Source organism: Pandoraea terrae (assembly GCF_902459695.1).
Taxonomy (GTDB): Bacteria; Pseudomonadota; Gammaproteobacteria; order Burkholderiales; family Burkholderiaceae; genus Pandoraea; species Pandoraea terrae.
In genome coordinates, this window is the sequence record NZ_CABPRZ010000003.1 from 228,894 (window position 1) to 252,112 (window position 23,219).

Genomic DNA, 23,219 nt, shown 5'->3' on the forward strand with positions numbered 1-23,219 from the left:
TTGTTTACTCTGCAAGTTTACTGGCAGCCGCATATGCGATCAGTTTCTCCGTGGCAGTTATTTTCATGGTCAGGCGCGGGTATTTTTACTATCCATTGGAAAGTTTCACGTTTGCCTCAAAGGTCGGGGTTGTCGCGGGGTTGACGGCCGGCCTTACAGCATGGGTAGCCTGCAAACTTCGCGAACTTTGGCAACGCTAGTGTAACGACTGGCGCCCTAGCGCCGGGCAATGGGCGGTTCTCAAAAGTACTAGGCAAGATATTTGATGAGGAGGATATCCGCGCCGGCTTCGGGATCGTCGAGGCGTTGCAGCGCGAAGTGGGCGTGTTCGTGAACAACCGGGCGCAGGAGGCCGATGCGCTCGAGAAGGCTCGCGACGCGGAAGCCGATCCGGCGAAGCGGGCCGAGCTCGATGCGCAGTTGATCGAAGCGCCGATGTGGGGCCCGGGCGGTGACTATCGGAGAATCGCAAGTGCCATCACGGCCGCTGCGGGCGGCAACGTGATGGGCTCCGCCGCCGAGATGGCGAAGGTCGCCACGGTCAACTACCTGCAGGGCCTCGGTGCGACGCAGGTCAAGGCGCTGGGAGAGCACCTCGACCCAGCTTCGAAGGCGGCACTGCACGCGATCGTGGGTTGTGCGGGGGCTGCCTTGCAAGGCAGCAGCGAGCGACGGGTCTCGCAGCATTTCCCCGGTGTCAGTCCAAAAATTTTGCATTCCATATCCGACCCCGGAAAGCGAACTGGCATCCAGCTGGAGTTCGGCTCGTGTGCATGTGAAACCTCCGTTGCAATAGGCGTGTCGACGACGTTAAAGGACACCTGCGCGCATCAAATCGTGTGTGCTGACCGCACCGAGTAATCGATACTGATCGTCCACAACCGGGACTACGCTGATGCCGGTGCATTCGATGAGATCAGCGACCTCCGTTGCAAGCACATCCGGATGCGCCGTCCGCGGTGTTCGGGTCATTACCTCCCCCACTTGGACGGATGTCGGTGTGAGGCCTCGCTCCAGACACCGGCGAAGGTCGCCATCTGCAACGATTCCCAGCAACTGATAGCCTTGATCGACGACAATTGCGGCGCCCAAATTCTTCCCGCTCATACTTGCCATCGCACAAAGGACTGATGCGTCGGTGAAAACCACCGGCAACCGGTCGCCGATGCGCATTACGTCACGTACCCGGGTGACGAGACGTCGGCCGAGCCTTCCTCCGGGATGGGAGCGCGCAAAATCAGATTGGTCGAAGCCGCGTGCGTCCGCGATGGCAATCGCGATGGCGTCGCCGATGGCGAGCTGTAGTGTTGTGCTTGCGGTAGGGGCGAGGTTGAGGGGACATGCCTCACGGACCACCTTGCTTTCGAGCGTGATGTCCGCGAGTTGAGCCAGCGTGGATTCAGTGCTGCTCGTAATCGCGATCAGCGTCACGCCGATGCTTTTGATCGCCGGCAGTATTTGCACGAGTTCGTCGGTTTCGCCGGAATTGGAGACTGCCAATACGATATCGTCGCCAGTGATCATGCCAAGATCACCGTGACTCGCTTCCGTGGGATGGACAGAGAAGGCCGGCGTGCCTGTGGATGCCAACGTCGCAGCGATCTTCCTGCATACATGCCCGCTCTTGCCGACGCCGGTGGCGATGACTCGGCCGGAAGATCCCAGAATGGTTTGGACGATCTGGCCGAATGTGTGGCCGAGGTTCGATCTGGCCTCGAGAAGACTATCGGCCTCCAGTTGCAGGGTACGCCGCCCGCTTTCTATGGCGTCGTCAATCTTGAATGTGCCGCCCCCACATTCACTCGCGGCATTGGGCATGATTTCTTTCATGAATAGCAGTCCGGATTCGCCGAAGAAACGAAACTGTCGCGGGCCGTGGGGGGCTCACGTCCTTCGTGCAGGACCAATACTGACGGGAACAGCATACAGCCATAACTTCTACTGGAGAGTGGGAGATATCCGATATGTACCGGTCCGGATCATAGCGGGTGGTGCGGCACATCATGGCGGCTGCAAGGCGAAGCCTGCAAGAGTCGGGGCTGAGCGGCACGAATGCGCCGGTCCGTGCCTCACGCGTTACAATAGCGCCCATGTCAGAACCCCGCTTTGTCCATCTCCGAATCCATTCCGAATACTCGATTGCCGACGGCATCGTGCGGCTTGACGACGTCGTCAAGGCTGCCGCGACCGATGGTCAGGGCGCGATCGCGCTGACCGACCTGGCGAATCTGTTCGGGGCCATCCGTTTCTACAAAGAGGCGCGAGGCCGCGGCGTCAAGCCGATCGTCGGCTGTGACGCCTGGATCACCAATCACGCCGACCGCGACAAACCGTCGCGGCTGCTGCTGCTAGTGCGCGACCGCGCCGGTTACCTGAACCTGTGCCAGTTGCTGTCGCGCGCGTGGCTCACCAACCAGTGGCGCGGCCGGGCGGAAATCGATCCCGAATGGCTGAAGGCCGACGGCCTCGCCGGCGGCTTGTTGGCCCTTTCGGGGGCGCAAATGGGCGATGTCGGCATGGCGCTGGCGGCCGGCAACCCGGAGGCTGCCGCACAGTGCGCCGAACGCTGGTCGGCGGTATTCCCGGGGGCGTTCTATGTGGAACTGCAGCGTACCGGGCAGCCCGGCATGGAGGCGTATGTGCAGCAAGCGGTCAAGCTGGCCGCATCGCTGAAACTGCCGGTCGTGGCTACCCATCCGATCCAGTTCATGACGACCGACGATTTCACCGCGCATGAGGCGCGCGTGTGTATCTCGGAAGGGGAAATCCTCGGCAATGCGCGCCGTGTGCGCCGCTTCTCCAACGACCAGCATTTCCGCACGCAGGCGGAGATGGCTGAGGCGTTTGCCGATGTGCCGTCGGCCATCGCCAACGCGGTTGAAATCGCCAAGCGTTGCAATCTCACACTGGAACTCGGCAAGCCGAAGCTGCCGCTGTTCCCGACGCCCGACGGCATGTCGCTCGACGATTACCTCGTCAAGATGGCCAAAGACGGCCTCGAAGTGCGCATGACGCAATTGTTTCCGGACGAGGCCGTGCGCGATGCGAAGCGGCCGGAATACTATGCGCGGCTCGATTTCGAAACGGGCACCATCATCAAGATGGGCTTCCCGGGCTACTTCCTGATCGTTGCGGACTTCATCAACTGGGCCAAGAACAACGGCGTGCCGGTCGGACCGGGCCGGGGCTCGGGCGCCGGCTCGCTGGTGGCGTATGCACTCGGCATTACCGATCTCGATCCGCTGCGTTACAACCTGCTGTTCGAACGCTTCCTGAATCCGGAGCGGGTGTCGATGCCCGACTTCGATATCGACTTCTGCCAGGACGGCCGCGACCGCGTCATCCAGTACGTGAAGGACAAATACGGCGCGGACGCCGTGTCGCAGATCGCCACGTTCGGTTCGATGGCTGCCAAGGCGGCCGTGCGCGACGTGGGCCGCGTGCTCGACCTCGGCTACAACTTTGTCGATGGCGTGGCGAAGCTGATTCCGTTCAAGCCGGGCAAGCACGTCACGATCGACGACGCGATGAAGGAAGAGCCCCAGCTGATGGAGCGCTTCCAGACCGAAGACGAAGTGAAGCAATTGCTGGAGCTCGCCCAGCGCGTGGAGGGCCTGACGCGTAACGTCGGCATGCACGCCGGCGGGGTGTTGATCGCGCCGGGCAAGCTCACCGACTTCTGCCCGCTCTACACGCAGGGCTCCGGGGAAGACGCCAGCGGTGTTGTCAGCCAATACGACAAGGACGACGTCGAAGCGGTCGGGCTCGTCAAGTTCGACTTCTTGGGCCTGACCACGCTGACCATCCTGAATTGGGCGGAGCGCTACATCAAGCGTCTGCACCCGACCATGGCCGAGTGGTCGCTCGATCAGGTATCGCTGACCGACCCCGCCGCATTCAGCATCCTCAAGAAGGCCAATACGGTCGCCGTGTTCCAGCTGGAAAGCCGCGGCATGCAGGGCATGTTGAAGGACGCCCAGCCTGACCGCTTCGAGGACATCATTGCGCTGGTCGCGTTGTATCGCCCGGGCCCAATGGACCTGATTCCGAGCTTCTGTGCCCGTAAGCATGGCCGCGAGAAGGTCGAATATCCCGATCCGCGCGTCGAATCCGTGCTTCAGGAGACCTACGGCATCATGGTCTACCAGGAGCAGGTGATGCAGATGGCGCAGATCATCGGCGGCTACTCGCTGGGCGGCGCTGACTTGCTGCGCCGCGCGATGGGCAAGAAGAAGGCCGAGGAAATGGCGGAGCATCGCGCGTTGTTCCGCGAGGGCGCCGACAAAAATGGCCTGACTGCCGAGAAGGCCGACGAAATCTTCGACTTGATGGAGAAGTTCGCGGGCTACGGCTTCAACAAGTCACACGCGGCAGCGTATGCGCTGCTGGCGTACTACACGGCATGGCTCAAGGCACATCATCCGGCCGAATTCATGGCGGCCAACTTGAGCTTGGCCATGGACGACACGGACAAGGTCAAGATCCTGTACGAGGATTGCCTGACCAACGGCCTGGCCGTGCTGCCGCCCGACGTCAATGTGTCCGCTTACCGGTTCGAGCCGGCGGACAGCAAGACCGTGCGCTACGGACTGGGTGCGATCAAGGGCAGCGGCCAATCGGCCATTGAGGAAATCCTGCGGGTGCGTGAGGACAAGCCGTTCACGGACTTGTTCGATTTCTGCCAGCGCATCGACCGCCGCGTGGTGAACCGGCGCACGATTGAAGCGCTGATCCGCGCTGGGGCGTTCGACGCGCTCAACGGCAACCGCGCGCAGCTGATGGCGTCCGTGCCGATGGCCATGGAAGCCGCCGAGCAGGCGAGCGCGTCTGCGAATCAGGTCAGCCTGTTCGATCTCGGCGACGAAGATTTGCAGGCGCCGCTGGAATTGGTCGACGAACCCGCGTGGACGGACAAGAAGAAGCTGCAGGAAGAGAAGGCTGCACTCGGTTTCTACTTGTCGGGCCACATGTTCGACTCGTACGCCGAGGAAGTGCGGCGTTTCGTGCGCACCAAACTGCGTGACTTGAGCGACGGGCGGGACAAGCTGGTCGCCGGTGTGATTGCCAGCCTGCGTACGATGATGACGCAGCGCGGCAAGATGGTCATTGCCTTGCTCGACGATGGCACGGGGCAGGTCGAGGTGACTGTCTTCAACGAGCAATTCGAAGCCAACAAGCACCTGTTCAAGGAGGACGAGCTGCTGGTCGTCAAGGGCAATGCACGGCCAGACGCTTTCACGGGCGGCCTGCGATTCACGACGGAGAGCGTCATGGATCTCGGCCGGGCGCGTGCGCACTTCGCGCGGGCGCTGAAGCTCTCGTTCAACGGCAATGCCGACTGGCCGCGCCTGCGCGCCACGTTGCAGCCGCACTGCTCGATGTACCGCATGGGGGGCAGCGGCAACGGCGACAAGCCGAGCGGCTTGCCCGTGCATATCGTTTACCGCCGCACGGACGCGGAGTGCGAATCGAGGCTGGGCGACGACTGGAAAGTACAGCCCGGTGACGAGTTGCTGGGCGAATTGCGCGAGTGGCTGACGCCCGGCTCGGTGCAACTCGTGTATTAAGCTCGGGCAGGCCCTGACCGCGGGCCATGCCCCGGTAACTTCGACGCTACGCGTCATCCAGAACAGGACAGCGGATGTTTTCGATCATCATTCCGACGTGGAACAACCTTGCGTTGCTCCAGCTTTGCGTGCGCAGCATTCGCCAAAATTCATGCGCGCCGCACCAGATCATCGTGCACGTCAACGACGGCTCCGACGGTACGCTGGATTGGGTGCGGGCTGAAGGCATCGACCACACGGCATCGCCCGGCAACGTTGGTATCTGCTACGCCGTCAATCAGGCCGCGGCGCTGGCGCGTGAAACCTACATCGTCTATCTCAACGACGACATGTATTGCTGCCCGGGATGGGATCGCGCCTTGCTCGATCGTGCGGCGCAAATGACCGATACCGCATTCATGTTGTCCGGCACGATGATCGAACCGGTGGAAAGCGGCAACCAGTGTGTCGTCGTGCATGATTTCGGACGCGATGTCGACAACTTCGACGAGGCGGCCTTGCTCGAGACATGCAAGACGCTGCGCAAACCGGATTGGTATGGCTCCACGTGGCCGCCCACGCTGGTCCACCGCGACTGGTGGTTCAAGGTTGGCGGCTACAGCACCGAGCTGAGTCCGGGCATGAGCAGCGACAACGACTTCTCGATGAAAATGTGGGCGGCAGGATGCCGGGTCTTCCTCGGCATCGGCGACAGCTTTGTCTACCACTTCCAGTGCAAGAGTACCGGCAGGATCGTGAAGAATGACGGCCGAGGCCAGTTCCTGCGCAAGTGGGGAATGACCCAGCGTACGTTTGATCGCTACTATCTGCAGCGAGGCAAGCCCGTGGCCGGCGGTCCGCGCGTGTTGCAGGAGCCGGCCGCCAGCCTCGCACTGCGGTGGGACCTGTTCCGCAGCCGGATCAAGCGCGCATTGGCGTGAACAGGCACTCAATCGGCGCGATATCTTGCCGCCGGTGATCGCCGCACGGCAACGCGTGCAGTGTCTGCGGACGTTGCCCGGCGATTACCCGATGTTACCCGCCGCGCGACGCTGCTCGCGCCATATCAGCGACAGTTTGAGATAGCGGTAGTACGTATACTCCGCATTCGAGACCGCGAGCATGAAACCTTCCTGTCCGTCGAGGAAGCCAAGCCGGAATACGTAGGTTCGCAGAAAGGCCCAGAAGCCCTTGCCGATGGCCTTGCCGAGCGATGACCGTTTGCCCTGCTCGAACATCGTCTTTGCGCCTTCGGTCGAATACACATTGTTCTTGTCGAGTGCTTCGTGAAGGGTCGGGATGCTGATGTGAATCAGCGGGCCGTTGAGACTCCCGGTGGTGCCTTCCAGCTCGAGATGGGTATGCGTGCGCACGTCGGTGAATCGGCCCTTGCCCCGACAGAACAGTCGGACGATGCGGTCGGGCCACCAGCCTGAGTGATTCATGAAGCGGCCGCAGAAACTCGAGCGCCGCGGCGTCGAAAACGCGACATGCGTCGAGCCGCCGCGCAGCAGCGTCAGGATTTCTTCACGAAGCGCATCGCTGACCCGTTCGTCGGCGTCCAGGCACAGCACCCAATCGCTGGTGGCCTGCGCCAGTGCGCGATTCTTCTGCGGGCCGTCACCCGGCCAATCCGTTTCGAAGACGCGTGCCCCGAGTGCACGGCAGATGTCTTGTGTGCCGTCCGTGCTGCCGGAGTCGAACACGATCACTTCACTGGCCCAGCCGCGTACGGACTCGATGCATGCGGAAATGTCGTGGGCTTCGTTCATGGCCACGACGATGACGCTCAGCGTGTATTGATTTTCCATTTTCTTGTTGGTTTATTCGGCAAGCAGCGCAAGCAGATCCTCGCCGTAACGCTCGATTTTTGCTTCGCCGAGCCCGGTGATGTCGCCCAACGCCTCACGATGGCGCGGGCGGCGCTGCGCCAGTTCCCGTAGCGTCCGGTCGTGCAGGATGACATACGCCGGCACTTGCTGCGTCTTGGCCATGTCCTGCCGCCAGCCGCGCAGTTTTTCGAAGACCTGCTGGTCGGCGATGTCGAGTTCGATCACCGGACCGGATGCCGCATACCCCGCGAACCTGCCGCGTTTGGCCGCGGCCACCCGCTGGCGCCGGAACGACAACTGCGTCTCGCCCTTGAGCACAGGCTTGGCGGCTGCATTCAATGTCAGCGCCCCGTATTGGCTGCTGTCGGGCTCGATGATGCCGTGGGCGATCAGCTGACGGAACACCGCGCGCCAGCCGTTGTCGTCCAGTTCGGCCCCGACGCCGAATGTCGGCAGCGCTTCATGGCCGAATTGCTTCATCTTGTCGGTGCTGCGCCCGCGCAGCAAATCGATCAGATGGCCGGCGCCGAAACGCTGGTTCGTGCGCAAAATCGCCGATAAGGCCTTCTGGGCGGCGATCGTGCCGTCCCAGACTTCCGGTGGATTCAGGCAGACGTCGCAATTGCCGCAGGGCTCGCTCGTCTCGCCGAAATACGACAGCAGGACGGTGCGCCGGCAACGTGACGCCTCGCAGTAGCCGAGCAGCGCGTCGAGCTTCTGGCGTTCGATGCGCTTTTGCATGTCGGGCGCATTGGATTCGTCGATTCGGCTGCGATGCACCACGACGTCATTCAGGCCATAGGTCATCCACACTTCGGCAGGTTCGCCGTCGCGGCCGGCGCGGCCCGTTTCCTGGTAGTAAGCCTCAAGACTCTTCGGCAAATCCAGATGGGCGACGAAACGCACGTCCGGCTTGTCGATGCCCATGCCGAACGCCACGGTCGCGGACATCACCAGCCCTTCCTCGCGAAGGAAGCGTTGCTGATGTGCGCGCCTCACCTCGGCGTCGAGCCCCGCGTGATACGGCAACGCGGGGATTCCTTGGGTTTCGAGCCAGGCTGCAGTTTCCTCGACTTTCTTGCGCGACAGGCAATAGACAATGCCCGCCTCGCCGCGATGCCGGGATAGAAACGCAAGCAATTGCTTGCGCGGATTGTCTCGATCGACGATTTCGTAACGAATATTGGGCCGATCGAAGCTCGCAACGAACAGGTGCGCGTCCTGCAAGCCGAGGCGCGTCTGGATTTCATCGCGCGTGGCGGCATCGGCCGTGGCGGTCAGGGCAATGCGCGGCACGCTCGGATAGCGTTCGTGCAGGGCCGACAGCTGAATGTACTCGGGGCGGAAATCGTGACCCCATTGCGACACGCAATGCGCTTCGTCGATGGCGAACAACGCCAGTTGTCCGCGTTCGTCGAGCCGATCGAGCAGATTGAGGAAGCGCTCCGTCAGCAGCCGTTCCGGCGCGACGTAAAGCAGATCCAGTTCTCCGCGCGCCGCGCGCCGTTCGGTGTCGATGGCTTCGTCGAAGCCCAGGCTCGAATTGAGATACGCTGCGCGCACGCCCGCCTGCAGCAAGGCGTCGACCTGATCCTGCATCAGCGCGATCAACGGCGAGACGACAATGCCCACGCCCGGGCGCAACAGCGCCGGAATCTGATAGCACAGCGACTTGCCGCCGCCGGTCGGCATGAGCACGAGCGCATCGCCGCCGCCGGCCACATGGTCGACGATGGCGGCCTGATCACCGCGAAATGCGTTGTAGCCGAATACGGAATGAAGGACTTCAAGTGCGCTTGCCATGGCCGGGAGTATACCGGCTTGCCGGGCGGGCAGGGGCGAGCTGCGCCGCCACACACCGCGAAATGCGCTGAAATTGCCCGGATTCGGAATAACCGCATCCGAACCTCGGACAAAACGACGCCAAATGTTGGGGAAATATGCCCATTCAGGCGGAATGTCCCCTCGGGGCGCGCAGTGGCACACGGCGCGCACGGCCGGTAGTTTAGAATACCGGTTTTCCCGGCTGTCCCCCGAATACATGAATCCTCCTGCACAGGCCACCGGCCCGGTATTGCGACGTCTGCTCGGTTACCTGAAGCCCTATTGGGTCATGGGCGTATTCGCGATTCTCGCGATGGCCATGGTCGCTGCCAGCGAAGCCGCCATTCCGGCCGTGCTCAAGCCCATCATGGACAAGGGTTTCTCGGGCCGCGACCCGTGGACCTTGTGGTTCGTGCCGGTGTCCGTGGTGGCGCTCGCGGTCGTTCGCGGGCTGTCGCAATACCTGGCCAACTACCTGCTTTCGTGGGTGTCGAACCGCGTGCTGCTCGACTTGCGCGTGCGCATGTTCGAGCGCATGTTGCATGCACCGGCGTCGTTCTATCAACGCGAAACCACCAGCACGTTGATCAATCAGATCGTTTTCGAGGTCAATCAGGTGCTCGGCGTGCTGACCACGGTGCTGATCACGCTCGTGCGCGACTCGCTGACGGTCGTTGGCCTGCTCGGCTACCTGTTCTACCTGAATTGGCGCTTGACGCTGGTCATGGCGGTCATCCTGCCGACCATCGGCTTTCTCGTCAGCAAGATCAATCGTCGCCTGAGGCGCCTGAACCGCGAGCAGCAGACGCTGACGAACGAGCTCTCCTACGTGGTCGAAGAGGCGGTCGCCGGCTACAAGGTGGTCAAGATCCACAACGGCGAGGAATACGAAAGGCGTCGTTTCGACAGCATGACGGCGCGCCTGCGCGGATATGCCATGCGCGTCACGGTGTCCGGCGGCCTGGCGCAGCCGATCACGCAAATGCTCGCGTCGCTCGCGCTCGCCGTCGTGATCACGGTTGCCATGATTCAGTCCACGACGGGCGAACTGACGGTCGGGGGCTTTACTGCATTCGTGACCGCCATGCTATTGGTTGTGTCACCGCTCAAGCATTTGATCGACGTCAATCAGCCGCTGCAGCGGGGCATGACGGCCGCCGAACTGATTTTCCAGCTGATGGACGCCGAGGTCGAGCCAACCGGCGGCACGCGTACCCTCGAGCGCGCCCGCGGCAAGGTCACGTTCGATCACGTGGGTTTCCACTATGGTGCCTCCGCCGTGCCCACGCTCGGCGACATTTCGCTCGATGTCAGGCCCGGCGAAATGGTGGCGCTGGTGGGCCCGTCGGGCAGCGGCAAGACCACGCTGGTCAATCTGGTCCCGCGTTTCTTCGACGCGACCGGCGGGCAGATTCGCCTCGACGACATTCCGCTGGCTGAATTGCGCTTGCCCGATTTGCGGCGGCAGATCGCGTTCGTGAGCCAGGACGTCGTGTTGTTTAACGATACCGTGGCGGCCAATGTCGCCTACGGCCAGACGATTGACCTGCCTCGCGTGGAGGCTGCGCTGAAGGCGGCCAACCTGCGCGATGCGGTGGCCGTGATGCCGCAAGGCCTGGAAACCTTGATCGGTGACAACGGCATGCGGCTGTCAGGCGGCCAGCGCCAGCGCCTGGCCATCGCGCGCGCGATTTACAAGGATGCGCCGATCCTGATTCTCGACGAGGCAACCTCGGCGCTCGACTCCGAGTCCGAGCGCCATGTCCAGGCGGCCCTCGAAGTGCTGATGGAAGGCCGCACCACCCTCGTCATCGCGCATCGTCTGTCGACGATCGAACGCGCCGACCGCATCGTCGTGTTGGAACGGGGCAGTATCGTGGAGCAGGGCTCGCACCACGAATTGCTGGCGCATAATGGGCTTTACGCGCATCTGCACCGCATCCAGTACGCCCAGAACGAGGCGTGACTGCGTCCTGGCGGCAACGGCTTTCCGGCGTGCCGCCCGGCGTCCAACCAGGAGCCTTCGATGACCTATCCGATCAGCCGTTTCCCGGTCCCTGACCTGAAGTCATTGCCCGCCGACATTCGTGCGCGCATCGACGAAGTCCAGGAGAAGGCCGGTTTCATTCCGAACGTCTTCCTGACGCTGGCGCACCGGCCCGATGAATTCCGCGCCTTCTTCGCCTATCATGACGCGCTCATGCTGCGAGGCGGCAATCTGTCGAAGGGCGAGCGCGAGATGATCGTGGTGGCGACCAGTGCCGCGAACCAGTGCCTGTACTGCGTGGTCGCACACGGCGCGCTCGTGCGCATTTACGAGAAGCAGCCGTTGCTGGCCGACCAGATCGCGGTCAACTACCTCAAGGCGGATCTGAGCCCGCGCCAGCGCGCCATTCTCGCGTTTGCGATGAAGGTCTGCGAGCGCTCGGGCGAGGTGGGCGACGACGATTACGAGGCCCTGCGCGCCCACGGTCTTGACGACGAGGATATCTGGGACATCGCCGGCATTACCGCATTCTTCGGCATGTCGAACCGCATCGCCAATGCGATTTCGATGCGCCCCAACGACGAGTTCTTCCTGATGGGCCGCGTGCCGCGCGAATAATCGGGCCCACTCCGACAACGCATTCGATTCTTAGAACAGGAACCTATGATCTTCGTGACAGGTGGCGCCGGTTTCATCGGCGCGAATTTCGTGCTCGACTGGCTCAAGCAGAACGACGAGCCCGTGCTGACACTCGACAAGTTGACCTACGCAGGCAATCTGGCGAACCTGGCAAGTCTTGAGGGCGACGCGCGCCACGCGTTCGCGCAGGTCGATATCTGCGATCGGGCGGCGCTGGACGCGCTATATGCGGAACACCGTCCTCGCGCCGTGCTGCATTTCGCGGCAGAAAGCCACGTCGACCGTTCGATTCACGGTCCCGGGGCGTTCGTGCAAACGAACGTGGTGGGCACCTTTACGATGCTCGAGGCGGTCCGCGCCTACTGGTCGGGTCTGGCGGGGGAGGCGCGCGAGATGTTCCGCTTCCTGCACGTGTCGACGGACGAAGTCTACGGTTCGCTCGGCCCAGATGACGCGGCGTTCTCGGAAGTTACGCCTTACGCGCCGAACAGCCCGTACTCGGCGTCGAAGGCCGGCTCGGACCATCTCGTTCGCGCCTACCATCACACCTATGGCTTGCCGGTGCTGACGACCAACTGCTCGAACAATTACGGTCCGTACCAGTTCCCCGAGAAGCTGATTCCGCTGGTCATCGCCAATGCGCTCGACGGCCAGCCGCTGCCGATCTACGGCGACGGCAGCAATGTGCGCGACTGGCTCTATGTCGGCGACCACTGCACCGCGATCCGCGCCGTGCTGGCCAAGGGCCGGCCGGGCGAGGTGTACAACGTGGGCGGTTGGAACGAGCAGACCAACCTGACCGTCGTCAAAACACTGTGCCAGGTGCTCGATGAGATTTCACCGCGCAGCGATGGTGCGTCGTATGCGACGCAGATCACCTTTGTGAAGGATCGTCCGGGACACGACCGGCGGTACGCGATCGATGCACGCAAGATCGAGCGCGAACTGGGCTGGCGCCCGGCCGAGACGTTCGAGACTGGGCTGCGCAAGACGATCGAGTGGTATCTCGCGAATGGCGAGTGGGTGCGCCAGATTCGTTCGGGCGAGTACCAGCACTGGATCGAAACGCATTACCGGAATCGTGACGCGGCACACCCCGCCAAGGAGGGCGCATGACGGTCTCGCGCAAGGGCATCATTCTCGCCGGCGGGTCCGGCACGCGGCTGTATCCGGCGACACTGGCCGTCTCCAAGCAATTGCTGCCGGTGTACGACAAGCCGATGATCTATTACCCGCTGACGACGCTTATGTTGGCGGGTATTCGCGACATCCTGATCATCTCGACGCCGCAGGACACGCCGCGCTTCGAGCAGTTGCTCGGCGATGGCGCGCAATGGGGGCTCAATCTCCAGTACGCCGTTCAGCCTTCGCCGGATGGTCTCGCACAGGCCTTCCTTATTGGCGCGGACTTCATTGGCCGTGACCCTTGCGCGCTGGTGCTGGGGGACAATCTCTTCTACGGGCATGATTTTGCCGCGCTGCTGGCTGCGGCGAACCGGCAGACGTCGGGCGCATCGGTGTTCGCCTATCGCGTGCATGATCCCGAGCGCTACGGGGTCGTCACGTTCGATGACAACGGGCGTGCGATCGAACTGGTCGAGAAGCCGAAGGAGCCGAAGTCGCGCTACGCCGTGACGGGCTTGTATTTCTGCGACAACGAAGTGATCGACATCGCGCGCAGCATTACGCCGTCGGCGCGCGGCGAGCTTGAGATCACGGACGTGAACAACGAGTACTTGCGCCGCGGGCAACTCAATGTCCAGATCATGGGGCGGGGTTACGCATGGCTCGATACCGGTACGCACGAGTCGATGCTCGAGGCGAGCCAGTTCATTCACACGATCGAAAGCCGCCAGGGCCTGAAGGTTGCGTGTCCGGAGGAAATTGCGTTCCGTCGCGGTTGGATCGACGCGCAAACGATCGAAAGGCTGGCCCAGCCGCTTGCCAAGACCGGCTACGGCCAATACCTGCTCGCGTTGCTCCGTGAGAAGGTCTACGATTTCTAAATTCCCGATTGCAATGAAAGTCACGCCTACCCGTATCGCCGACGTGTTGATCATTGAACCGCAAGTGTTCGGTGACGCGCGCGGCCATTTCTTCGAAAGTTTCAATCAGCGCCGTTTCAACGAGGCGTTGGGCCGTGAGGCAGTGTTCGTGCAGGACAATCAGTCGCGCTCGGTGCGTGGCGTGCTGCGCGGGCTTCACTATCAGGTCCGGCAACCGCAGGGCAAGCTGGTGCGCGTGCTCGACGGTGAAATCCATGACGTGGCCGTCGATATCCGCCCTGCGTCGCCGACCTTCGGTCAGTGGGTCGCGGAAGTGTTGAGCGCGGAGAACCGCAAGCAATTGTGGATTCCCGCGGGATTCGCCCATGGCTTCGTCGTCACGTCCGAGCGGGCGGAAGTGCTGTACAAGACGACCGACTACTGGGCGCCGCAACATGAGCGCTGCATTCGCTGGGACGATCCCGATCTTGCAATCCCCTGGCCGCTCGAGGGGCCGCAAGGCGCCATTACGCCGATCGTCTCCGACAAGGACAAGCTCGGCATGGCATTCGCCGATTTCACGCCGGAAGACTGAGCGCCGGTCGTCGATTCTGCCGATATCGCCGATACCGCGGGCTCAAGCTGACGGCGTGTCGTCCAACGCCAATAGCGGCCGCACCCGGCGCAGTCCGAAGTGTGCCGCCAGCGCTGCCGCGACTTCGGTGCGCGCCGCTGCTGCCTGCGTATCGGAAAGCGCGGGCGCGTTGCCGAATGTCAGGTCGATTTCCATGCCGTTGTCGAGGTAGTGCGGCGTCAAATCCACAAGCGCGAGCCCTCGGCTGTCGCAAAGGGACTGCGCGAATGCCGTCAGCGTCGGGCGCGACGGCCAGTCCCGCTGCGCGGTGCCCTTCGTATCGCTTTCGGGATCGATATGCACCAGCACGTCGAGGACTTGCGGGTCGGTCATGACGGCATTGCGCGCTTGCTCGGCGATATAGTGACCTTCCGACACCGAGATATGCGGATCGACCAGCAGATGCACGTCGACGACGGCCTGGTCACCCATTTTCCGCGTGCGAAGACTGTCAAGCCCCCGCACGCCGGGCGTGCCGAGCAGCCGGGCACGCATGCGTTCGATGTCGGCATCGTCCACACCGCGATCGATCAGGTCCTGCAATGAATTCCAGCCGAACTTCCAGCCCATGCGGCCGATCATCAGGCCGACCAGCGCGGCGGCGGCGGGATCGAGGACGCGGTATCCGGCGAGATTGCCGAGAATCCCGAAGGCGACGACGAGCGAGGAAGCCGCATCCGAACGTGCGTGCCAGGCATTTGCGACAAGCATGGCGGAGCGCACGCGCTGCGCTTCACGCAGCATGTAGCGGAACAGTCCCTCCTTGCCGACCAGTACGATGAGCGCCACAACCAGTGCCGAGACATGCACGGCGGGAATGTCTTCGGGGTGCAGCAGCCGTTCGATGCCACGCCACAGCATGCCGGCGCCGACCGCGAGCAGGACGCCGCCGAGAAACAGCGACGCGGCGTTTTCGTACCGGCTGTGGCCGTAAGGATGATCGGCGTCGGGGCCGCGCTCGCTGCCGCGCGTGGCTGCGAGCACGACAAAGTCCGACACGATGTCGGACAGCGAATGAATACCGTCGGCAATCAGTGCCTGCGAGCGGGCCATGATGCCGATGACGATCTGGGCGGCGGTCAGGACGACGTTGACCCAGATGCTGACCCAGGTGGAGCGTCGCGCGACGGCATGCTTATGGTCGGAGGGCGACGTGCCGGCAACGGCGGCGTGAGGCGATGAAGTGTCGAGCGGAGCGTGTGCCATGGGCATTGGGGGCAGGCCGCCCGGCACAAGGCCGGGCGTGCTGTCACATCAGAATGATGTCGTACTGTTCCTGATGAAACGACGATTCGACTTGCAAGGAAACCGGCTTGCCGATGAAGTCGATCAGCATCGCGAGGTGTTGCGATTCCTCTTCGAGGAACAGATCGACGACCGTCTGCGAGGCAATCAGGCGGAACTCGCGCGGATTGAACTGGCGCGATTCGCGCAGGATCTCACGCAGGATGTCGTAACACAACGTACGCGGCGTCTTGACCTGGCCCTTGCCCGCGCAGATCGCGCACGGTTCGCACAGCACGTGCGCGAGCGATTCGCGCGTGCGCTTGCGGGTCATCTCCACCAGTCCCAATTGCGAGAAACCGTTCACCGTGATGCGTGTACGGTCGCGCGAGAGCGCCTTCTTGAGCTCGGCCAGCACGGAGTCGCGATGATCCGCGCTTTCCATGTCGATGAAGTCGATGATGATGATGCCGCCGAGGTTTCGCAGCCGCAACTGGCGCGCGATCATCAGCGCGGCTTCGAGGTTCGTCTTGAAGATGGTGTCATCGAAATTGCGCGCGCCGACATAGCCGCCCGTATTGACGTCAATGGTCGTCATCGCCTCGGTCTGGTCGATCATCAGATACCCGCCGGACTTCAGGTCGACACGGCGCGACAACGCCCGCTCGATTTCCGTTTCGACGTTATACAGGTCGAACAGCGGCCGCTCGCCGGTGTAGTGCGTGAGCTTGCCGAGCACGGCCGGCGTGTAGGCCGTCGCGAATTCGGTCAGGCGCGCGAACGTTTCGCGCGAGTCGACGAGGATCTTGCCCGTATCCTCATGCACGAAATCACGCAGCACGCGCTGCGCCAGATTCAGATCCTGATAGAGCAGCGCCGGGCCCGGCGTGCGCGTGCTTTCTTCGCCGATGGTCTGCCAGGACTTGCGCAGATAGGCGATATCGTTGGACAGTTCGGCATCGTCCGCGTCTTCGGCGATCGTGCGCACGATGAATCCGCCTTTCTCGTCGGCAGGCACCAGCGACTGGATCTTGTTGCGCAGCGCCTCGCGCTCGGCTTCGCTTTCGATCCGCTGCGAAATGCCGATATGCGCCTCCTGCGGCAGATACACCAACGTGCGTCCGGCGATACTGACCTGCGTGGACAGGCGCGCGCCCTTCGTGCCGATCGGGTCCTTGATGACCTGAACCATCAGCGTCTGACCCTCGAACACCGTTTTCTCGATCGGTGGTTGCGGGTGAGCCGTCGACGTATCGTGCCCGTTACGCGGATGCCAGATGTCGGCAACGTGAAGGAATGCCGCGCGTTCCAGCCCGATGTCGATGAAGGCGGACTGCATGCCGGGCAACACGCGCACGACCTTGCCGAGATAGATGTTGCCCACGAGCCCGCGCGATAGCGTGCGCTCGATATGCAGCTCCTGTACGGCGCCCAACTGCATCAGCGCGACCCGCGTTTCTTGCGGGGTGATGTTGACGAGAATGTCTTCGTTCATAAGTGGTGGCGAAGGCGTGCCGGACAATGCCCGGCGTGAGGCCCGTGTGGCGTGACAGCAGGCGCGGCGCCTACGCCATGTGCGTGGGGCGGTGCGCGCCGTCCCGCAACAGCGGCGCTAAACGATGTTGCTTCGCAGCAAACGGACGGGAACGATCAGAACTCGACGTCGGCTTGCCGCAGCAGTGCGGCGGTTTCGCACAGGGGCAAGCCCATGATACCGGAATAGCTTCCGTCGATGCGCATGACGAATTCGGCGGCCTTGCCCTGAATGCCGTAGGCGCCGGCCTTGCCCATCGCTTCGCCGCTGTCGACATAACGCTCGATCTCGTTTTGCCGCAGCGGTCGGAACCAGACGTGCGAGATGTTGAGGGCCTGACGGATCTGGCCCCCGGCCGCGACGGCTACCGAAGTCAGCACGCGGTGGCGCGTGCCCGACAGGCGTGCGAGGACAGCCCTTGCATCGGCGCGATCGAACGGCTTGCCGAGGATGGTCCCGTCGAGGCAGACGGTCGTGTCGGCCGCGAGGACGGGTGCGTCCGGCAGCCTGCTCTTCGTCAGGCGGGCGAGCGCCGCGTCGAGCTTGGCCCGGGTCACGCGCCGCACGTAATCATCAGGCGGCTCCGCCGGCAATACCGCCTCCAGCCCCTCCGCATCCTCGTCGGTGCCGGGCAGCAGCAACTCGAAGGGCACCCCGAGTTGGTTCAGCAGTTCCTGGCGGCGGGGGCTTTGCGAAGCGAGATAGATGTACGGCATGGGCGTCGGCTAGGCTGAAGGGCGCGTGGGATCGCCGCCGCGCAATGTGGGGCGCGGCGGCGGCAGGTGGCCATTATTATGCCGGATTTACCGGCGTACACGCTCACGAAAGCGCGCACAGGGTCATTCGAGAAAGTCCGCGCCGATCAGATCGATGCGGTCCGTGCAGATGGCGTCGACGCCCCATGCCGCGAGTTCGCGCGCCCGGTCGGGTTCGTTGACGGTGTAGGCAAGAATATTCAGGCCGCTGGCCTTGATCGCGGCGACGAGCGGGCCTTCGAGATGCGTGTGGCTGGCGTGCAGCGAGACCGTCTGCAGCGCCTGCGCATCATCGCGCCAGTGCGCCGGCACGGCTTCGTACAGCATGCCGCGCGGCAACTCGGGCGCAGCCACCGCTGCGGCTTCGAGTGCTTCATACGAGAATGACGACAGCACGGGGGCTTGTTTGCCTTGCCACAGGTCGCGCACGGCGAGCGCCACGCACCGGCCGGTTTCGGCCTCCCGGCCCGGGCACGGCTTGATCTCGATGTTGGCCGCCAAACCATGCGTCGCGCAGCGGGCGGCGACCTCGGCCAGTGTCGGCATCGCCTGGCCGGCGAAGCGGGCGTCGAACCAGCTGCCGGCGTCGAGCGCGGCGATTTCCGCATACGTCATGGCGGCTGCCGGGCCGTGGCCGTTACTGGTGCGGTCAACGTCGTCGTCGTGCAGCAGGAACACGACGTTGTCCTTCGACAGTTTGGCGTCGAACTCGACCATTTTCAGCCCGAGCGATGCGCCCATGTCGAATGCGGCGAGCGTGTTTTCGGGCGCGAGCTTGCCGCCCCCGCGATGGGCGACGATGCGTGGATACGGCCAGCCCGGCCAGAGGGGGCGCGGCGCGATGACGGGCTTGGGCGCGCTCATGCTTCGACCCGCTTGCCGGTGGCCGCATCGAACAGATGCAGCGCGCGCGCCGACATCACGAGCGGCACGATCGTGCCGGCGGCAGGCCGCAGTTCATGCGGCAACCGCGCCGTCACCGGTTGGTCGCCCCACATGCCATGCGCGAGATTGTCGGCGCCCAGACGCTCGAGCTGATCGACCTTCAGGCTTGCCTGCGCAGCAAACGCTCCCGCGCCGTTGGCTTGTTCGGCCGCCAACAGATGTTCGGGGCGCACGCCGAGCACCAGTTCGCGGTTGGCATACGCCATGCTCGTCGGCGGCAGGCGCAGGGTGGGGCCGCCGCCGTCAACGAGGAACGCCTTGCCGTCGGCGTCGACACGGCCCTTGAGCAGATTCATCGCGGGCGAGCCCATGAAGCTGGCGACGAACAGCGAAGCGGGGCGTTCGTAGACATCGGTCGGGCTGCCGATCTGTTCGGCGATGCCCTTGTTCATCACGACCACGCGATCGGCCAGCGTCATCGCTTCGACCTGATCGTGGGTCACGTACAGGCTGGTCGTCTTCAGGCGCGCATGCAGCCGCTGGATTTCCAGGCGCATCTGCACGCGCAGCTTCGCATCGAGGTTCGACAGCGGTTCGTCGAACAGGAACACCGCTGGTTCGCGCACGATCGCCCGGCCCATCGCCACACGCTGGCGTTGGCCGCCCGACAACTCGCGCGGCTTGCGTTGCAGCAGCGGTTCGAGTTCCAGGATGCGCGCGGCGGCGGCCACGCGTTCCTCGATCTTCTTCTTGTCGAGGCCGCGAATCTTGAGACCGTACGCCATGTTCTCGCGCACGTTCATGTGCGGATACAAGGCATAGTTCTGAAACACCATCGCGATGTTCCGGTCCTTCGGCTCGAGTTGGTTGACGACCTGCGAGCCGATCAGGATGCTGCCGCTGCTGATCGATTCCAGCCCGGCCACCATGCGAAGCAGGGTGGATTTTCCGCAGCCCGACGGACCGACAATCACCACGAACTCGCCGTCCTCGATGTCGATATCGACACCGTGCAGCACGTGATGCTTTTGGTCGTAGGTCTTCTTGACGCCGTGCAGTTTCAGTTTTGCCATGTTTACTTTTCCGAATCGACCAGGCCCTTGACGAACCAGCGCTGCATCAGCAGCACCACTGCGAGCGGGGGCAGCATCGCGAGCAACGTGGCGCTCATGACGAGCTGCCATTGGGTGGCGGTGTCACCGCTGCCGATCATGCTCTTGATGCCGACGACCGCCGTCGTCATCGATGGGGCGTTGGTCACGAGAATCGGCCACAGGTATTGATTCCAGCCGTAGATGAAGGTGATGACGAACAGCGCCGCGATGTTGGTCTTCGACAGTGGCAGTACCACGTCGAAGAAGAAGCGCATCGGGCCCGCGCCGTCGATGCGCGCGGCTTCGACGAGTTCGTCGGGCAAGGTCATGAAGAATTGCCGGAACAGGAACGTCGCCGTGGCCGAGGCGATCAGCGGAATCGTCAGGCCGGCGTAGCTGTTGATCAGCTGCAGGCTGGATATCACCTGCACGGTCGGGAAGATCCGTACTTCGACGGGCAACATCAGCGTGACGAAGATCAGCCAGAAAAACAGATTGCGTAGCGGAAAACGAAAGTAGACGATCGCGAACGCCGACAGAATCGAGACCGAAATCTTGCCGATCGTGATGACGAGCGCCATGAACAGACTGTTGCCGAGCATCAGGCCGAACGGCATGGCGGCGTCGCCGGTGCCCTGCGACCAGATATGGCCCATGTTCTCGAACAGGTGACTGCTCGGAATCAGCGATAACGGCACGTTGAAAATTTCCTGCTCGTTCATGGTGGCGGCCACGAATGCCACATAGAGCGGAAACACCACGATGATCACGCCGAGTATCAGCATGACGTGGCAGAAGATGTCGAGGCCTTTGCGATTCTCGATCATGCGTATTGGACCCTGCGTTCGATGAAGCGGAACTGAATCACCGTCAGGACGATGACGATCGTCATCAGGACCACCGACTGCGCTGCCGAGCTGCCGAGGTCGAGCCCCTTGAAGCCTTCCGAATAGATCTTGTAGATCAGGGTGTTGGTCGATTGGCCCGGCCCGCCGCCGGTGGCGGCATCGATCACCGGGAAGGTATCGAAGAAGGAGTAGACCAGGTTGACGACCAGCAGGAAGAAGGTCGTCGGCGAGATCAGCGGCAGCACGAGACCGAAGAAGCGGCGCACCGGTCCGGCGCCATCGATGGCGGCGGCCTCGACCAGCGAGCGCGGGATCGCCTGCAGTCCGGCGTAGAAGAACAGGAAGTTGTAGCTGATCTGCTTCCACACCGAGGCCAGCACGACCAGAAACATCGCCTGCCCGCCGTTGAGCGCATGATTCCACTGCACGCCGAACTTGGCCAGACCGTAGGTCAGCAGGCCGATGCTCGGATTGAAAAGAAAGGCCCAGAGCACGGCGGCGATCGCGGGGGCAACGGCGTACGGCCAGATCAGCAGCGTTTGATACAAGCGCTTGCCGCGCGTGACGCGATCGGCCATGGCCGCGAGCAGCAGGGAAATCACAAGGCCGCTGGCGGTGACCAGGCCGCTGAAGAGCAGCGTGGTCTGGAACGAGGCGTGGTAAAGCGCATCGCGCGTGAGGCTGGCGAAGTTCTCGAGGCCGACGAATTGGCTCGACAGGCCGAAGGCATCCTGGGTGGAGGTCGATTGCCACAGTGCTTCACCGGCCGGCCAGAGAAAAAACACGGCCGTGATGAACAACTGCGGCGCCACCAGCGCATAGGGCAGCCAACTGGTGCCGAAGCGGGGGCGTTCTCTTGAGTTTTGCGCCATGAGGGTCCTACGGTACGTCAATCCATGCCACTCGCCCGTGGCAGCCAGAAAGCGGCGCGGCCCGCATCTTCGACACGGGCCGGCCGTTTCATTGTCACAGCCGGCTCACCGAGCGGGCCATTTTGACTTGCAATGCCAAAAGTCAGCTGCCCGATTTCTCGAAGCGTTGCAGCAGGTCGTTGCCGCGCGCCACGGCTTTGTCCAGCGCTTCCTTGGCCGGGAGCTTGCCGCTCCACACGCCTTCGAGCTCCTCGTCGACCACCGTGCGGATCTGCGGCATGTTGCCCAGGCGCAAGCCGCGCGTGTACGGCAGGGGCGGCTTGTTGAGCATCTGCTTGATGGCAGTGTCGGCGCCCGGGTGCTTCTCATAGAAGCCCTGCTTCTGCGTCAGCTCATAGGCCGCTTTCGTCACCGGCAGGTAGCCCGTGTCCTGGTGCCATTTGGCGGCCACTTCAGGCGATGCCAGGTAGTTCAGGAACTTGGCGACGCCCTTGTATTCCGCAGGCGACTTGCCGGCCAGCACCCACAGGCTTGCGCCGCCGATGATGGCGTTTTGCGGCGCGCCCTTGACGTCGGCGTCGTACGGCATCATCGAAACGCCGTAGTTGAATTTGGCGTACTTGGCGATATTGGCCAGCGCACCCGACGTGGTCATGGCGATGCCGCAGTCGCCGCTATAGAACTTCGACGTGACTTCGTCCTTGCGGCCGACGTACGTGAAGGTGCCCTGCTTGGCCATATTGCCGAGGAAGGCGATGTGCTTGACCTGTTGCGGGCCGTTGAACGCAAGCTTGGCGTCGAGGCCGTCGAAGCCGTTGTTCTTCGTGGCGAACGGCAGCGCCTGCCACGCGCTGTAGTTCTCCAGCTGTGTCCAGCTCTGCCAGCCCATCGTGAAGCCACAGGCGAGGCCGGAGGACTTCAGCTTGGCGGCGTCGGCACCGACTTCGGCCCAGGTCCGCGGCGGCTTGTTGGGATCGAGGCCCGCCTTCTTGTAGGCGTCCTTGTTGTAGTACAGCACCGGCGTCGAGCTGTTGAACGGCATCGACACGAGGTGGTTGGTCTTGCTATCGGCATAGTAGCTCGCGACCGTCGGCACGAAGGCCTTCTCGTCGAACGGCTCGCCGGCGTCCTTCATCACTTCCCAGACCGGCTTGATCGCCTTCTTGGCCTGGATCATCGTGGCGGTGCCGACTTCATACACCTGCAGGATGGCGGGCGCATTGCCGGCGCGGAACGCGGCGATGCCGGCGGCCATGCCCTGCTCGTAATTGCCCTTGTAGATGGGGACGATCTTGTAGTCGTTTTGCGACGCGTTGAACTGGTTGGCGATTTCGTTGACGCGCTCGCCGAGCGCGGATTCCATTGAGTGCCAGAACTGAATTTCGGTGGCTGCGTTTGCAGTGCCACACAATGCCATGCCGAGCGCTGCCCCGATTGTGCCGATGGCGGCCAGGCGCATGGTGGGTAGGTTCATGCCTGTCTCCGGTGGTTCACAGAAGTCGTACCCGGCTCGCGGATATGAGCGGGGTAGCGCGCGTAGACTACCACGCCGGCATGACT

19 protein-coding genes are annotated in these 23,219 nt (G+C 63.0%); 8 read left to right on the forward strand and 11 right to left on the reverse strand.

The window, feature by feature from the left end:
* Positions 1–324: 324 nt before the first annotated feature.
* Positions 325–861: a hypothetical protein gene (locus PTE30175_RS04815; protein ID WP_150695915.1), complete on the forward strand. Its 537-nt coding sequence runs from the start codon at positions 325–327 to the stop codon at positions 859–861.
* Here the strand turns inward: PTE30175_RS04815 and PTE30175_RS04820 are convergent.
* Positions 811–1,818, reverse strand: a complete 1,008-nt coding sequence (locus PTE30175_RS04820) for a KpsF/GutQ family sugar-phosphate isomerase (protein WP_150696071.1) — start codon at positions 1,816–1,818, stop codon at positions 811–813. The two genes, PTE30175_RS04815 and PTE30175_RS04820, sit on opposite strands and share 51 nt — an antisense overlap.
* Before the next feature lie 263 nt (positions 1,819–2,081).
* On the opposite strand from PTE30175_RS04820, the gene dnaE reads away from it, so the two are divergent.
* Both dnaE and PTE30175_RS04830 read left to right on the forward strand, forming a co-directional pair.
* The gene (dnaE, locus tag PTE30175_RS04825; RefSeq protein ID WP_150696072.1) at positions 2,082–5,567 is read left to right on the forward strand and encodes a DNA polymerase III subunit alpha; all 3,486 of its coding nucleotides are present in this window, start codon (positions 2,082–2,084) and stop codon (positions 5,565–5,567) included.
* Positions 5,568–5,641: 74 nt separating this feature from the next.
* Positions 5,642–6,487 (forward strand): glycosyltransferase family 2 protein, encoded by an 846-nt coding sequence (locus PTE30175_RS04830; RefSeq protein WP_150695916.1) that lies wholly within the window; start codon positions 5,642–5,644, stop codon positions 6,485–6,487.
* Positions 6,488–6,571: 84 nt separating this feature from the next.
* Here the strand turns inward: PTE30175_RS04830 and PTE30175_RS04835 are convergent, their stop codons facing one another.
* Together PTE30175_RS04835 and recQ are read right to left on the reverse strand one after the other, a co-directional pair.
* Positions 6,572–7,357: a glycosyltransferase family 2 protein gene (locus PTE30175_RS04835; protein WP_150695917.1), complete on the reverse strand. Its 786-nt coding sequence runs from the start codon at positions 7,355–7,357 to the stop codon at positions 6,572–6,574.
* 12 nt (positions 7,358–7,369) lie between these two features.
* Complete coding sequence (gene recQ, locus PTE30175_RS04840; protein ID WP_150695918.1) at positions 7,370–9,181, reverse strand: DNA helicase RecQ; 1,812 nt, start codon at positions 9,179–9,181, stop codon at positions 7,370–7,372.
* Between the two features lie 238 nt (positions 9,182–9,419).
* Between recQ and msbA the strand changes: the two genes are divergently transcribed.
* Genes msbA through rfbC form a run of 5 tightly spaced genes read left to right on the forward strand, consistent with a single transcriptional unit; the run spans position 9,420 to position 14,408 of the window.
* Positions 9,420–11,168, forward strand: coding sequence for a lipid A export permease/ATP-binding protein MsbA (gene msbA, locus PTE30175_RS04845; RefSeq protein ID WP_150695919.1), 1,749 nt, complete (start codon positions 9,420–9,422; stop codon positions 11,166–11,168).
* Positions 11,169–11,228: 60 nt separating this feature from the next.
* The gene (locus tag PTE30175_RS04850; RefSeq protein WP_150695920.1) at positions 11,229–11,807 is read left to right on the forward strand and encodes a peroxidase-related enzyme; all 579 of its coding nucleotides are present in this window, start codon (positions 11,229–11,231) and stop codon (positions 11,805–11,807) included.
* 45 nt (positions 11,808–11,852) lie between these two features.
* Complete coding sequence (rfbB, locus tag PTE30175_RS04855) at positions 11,853–12,944, forward strand: dTDP-glucose 4,6-dehydratase (RefSeq protein ID WP_150695921.1); 1,092 nt, start codon at positions 11,853–11,855, stop codon at positions 12,942–12,944.
* Positions 12,941–13,834, forward strand: a complete 894-nt coding sequence (gene rfbA / locus PTE30175_RS04860) for a glucose-1-phosphate thymidylyltransferase RfbA (protein ID WP_150695922.1) — start codon at positions 12,941–12,943, stop codon at positions 13,832–13,834. The genes rfbB and rfbA overlap by 4 nt, the downstream gene beginning before the upstream one ends.
* 13 nt (positions 13,835–13,847) lie before the next feature.
* Entirely contained in the window at positions 13,848–14,408 is a 561-nt protein-coding gene (gene rfbC, locus PTE30175_RS04865; protein ID WP_150695923.1) for a dTDP-4-dehydrorhamnose 3,5-epimerase, read from the forward strand.
* Between the two features lie 42 nt (positions 14,409–14,450).
* On the opposite strand, the gene PTE30175_RS04870 is transcribed toward rfbC, so the two are convergent.
* The 8 genes from PTE30175_RS04870 to ugpB form a co-directional block, all read right to left on the reverse strand.
* Entirely contained in the window at positions 14,451–15,653 is a 1,203-nt protein-coding gene (locus PTE30175_RS04870; RefSeq protein ID WP_150695924.1) for a cation diffusion facilitator family transporter, read from the reverse strand.
* Positions 15,654–15,696: 43 nt separating this feature from the next.
* Complete coding sequence (gene rng, locus PTE30175_RS04875; protein ID WP_150695925.1) at positions 15,697–17,166, reverse strand: ribonuclease G; 1,470 nt, start codon at positions 17,164–17,166, stop codon at positions 15,697–15,699.
* Between the two features lie 155 nt (positions 17,167–17,321).
* Complete coding sequence (locus PTE30175_RS04880; protein ID WP_150695926.1) at positions 17,322–17,921, reverse strand: Maf family protein; 600 nt, start codon at positions 17,919–17,921, stop codon at positions 17,322–17,324.
* Positions 17,922–18,044: 123 nt separating this feature from the next.
* A complete protein-coding gene (gene ugpQ, locus PTE30175_RS04885) occupies positions 18,045–18,824 on the reverse strand; it encodes a glycerophosphodiester phosphodiesterase (RefSeq protein WP_150695927.1) in 780 nt (259 codons plus the stop codon).
* Positions 18,821–19,918 carry a sn-glycerol-3-phosphate import ATP-binding protein UgpC gene (locus tag PTE30175_RS04890; protein WP_150695928.1) on the reverse strand — a complete coding sequence of 366 codons (1,098 nt, stop codon included), beginning with the start codon at positions 19,916–19,918 and terminating at the stop codon, positions 18,821–18,823. Before PTE30175_RS04890 ends, ugpQ begins: the two co-directional genes overlap by 4 nt.
* 2 nt (positions 19,919–19,920) lie before the next feature.
* Entirely contained in the window at positions 19,921–20,766 is an 846-nt protein-coding gene (gene ugpE / locus PTE30175_RS04895) for a sn-glycerol-3-phosphate ABC transporter permease UgpE (protein WP_150695929.1), read from the reverse strand.
* Positions 20,763–21,659, reverse strand: coding sequence for a sn-glycerol-3-phosphate ABC transporter permease UgpA (gene ugpA / locus PTE30175_RS04900; protein ID WP_150695930.1), 897 nt, complete (start codon positions 21,657–21,659; stop codon positions 20,763–20,765). The genes ugpE and ugpA overlap by 4 nt, the downstream gene beginning before the upstream one ends.
* A gap of 142 nt (positions 21,660–21,801) precedes the next feature.
* Positions 21,802–23,118, reverse strand: coding sequence for a sn-glycerol-3-phosphate ABC transporter substrate-binding protein UgpB (gene ugpB / locus PTE30175_RS04905; RefSeq protein ID WP_420819607.1), 1,317 nt, complete (start codon positions 23,116–23,118; stop codon positions 21,802–21,804).
* Positions 23,119–23,219 lie beyond the last annotated feature (101 nt).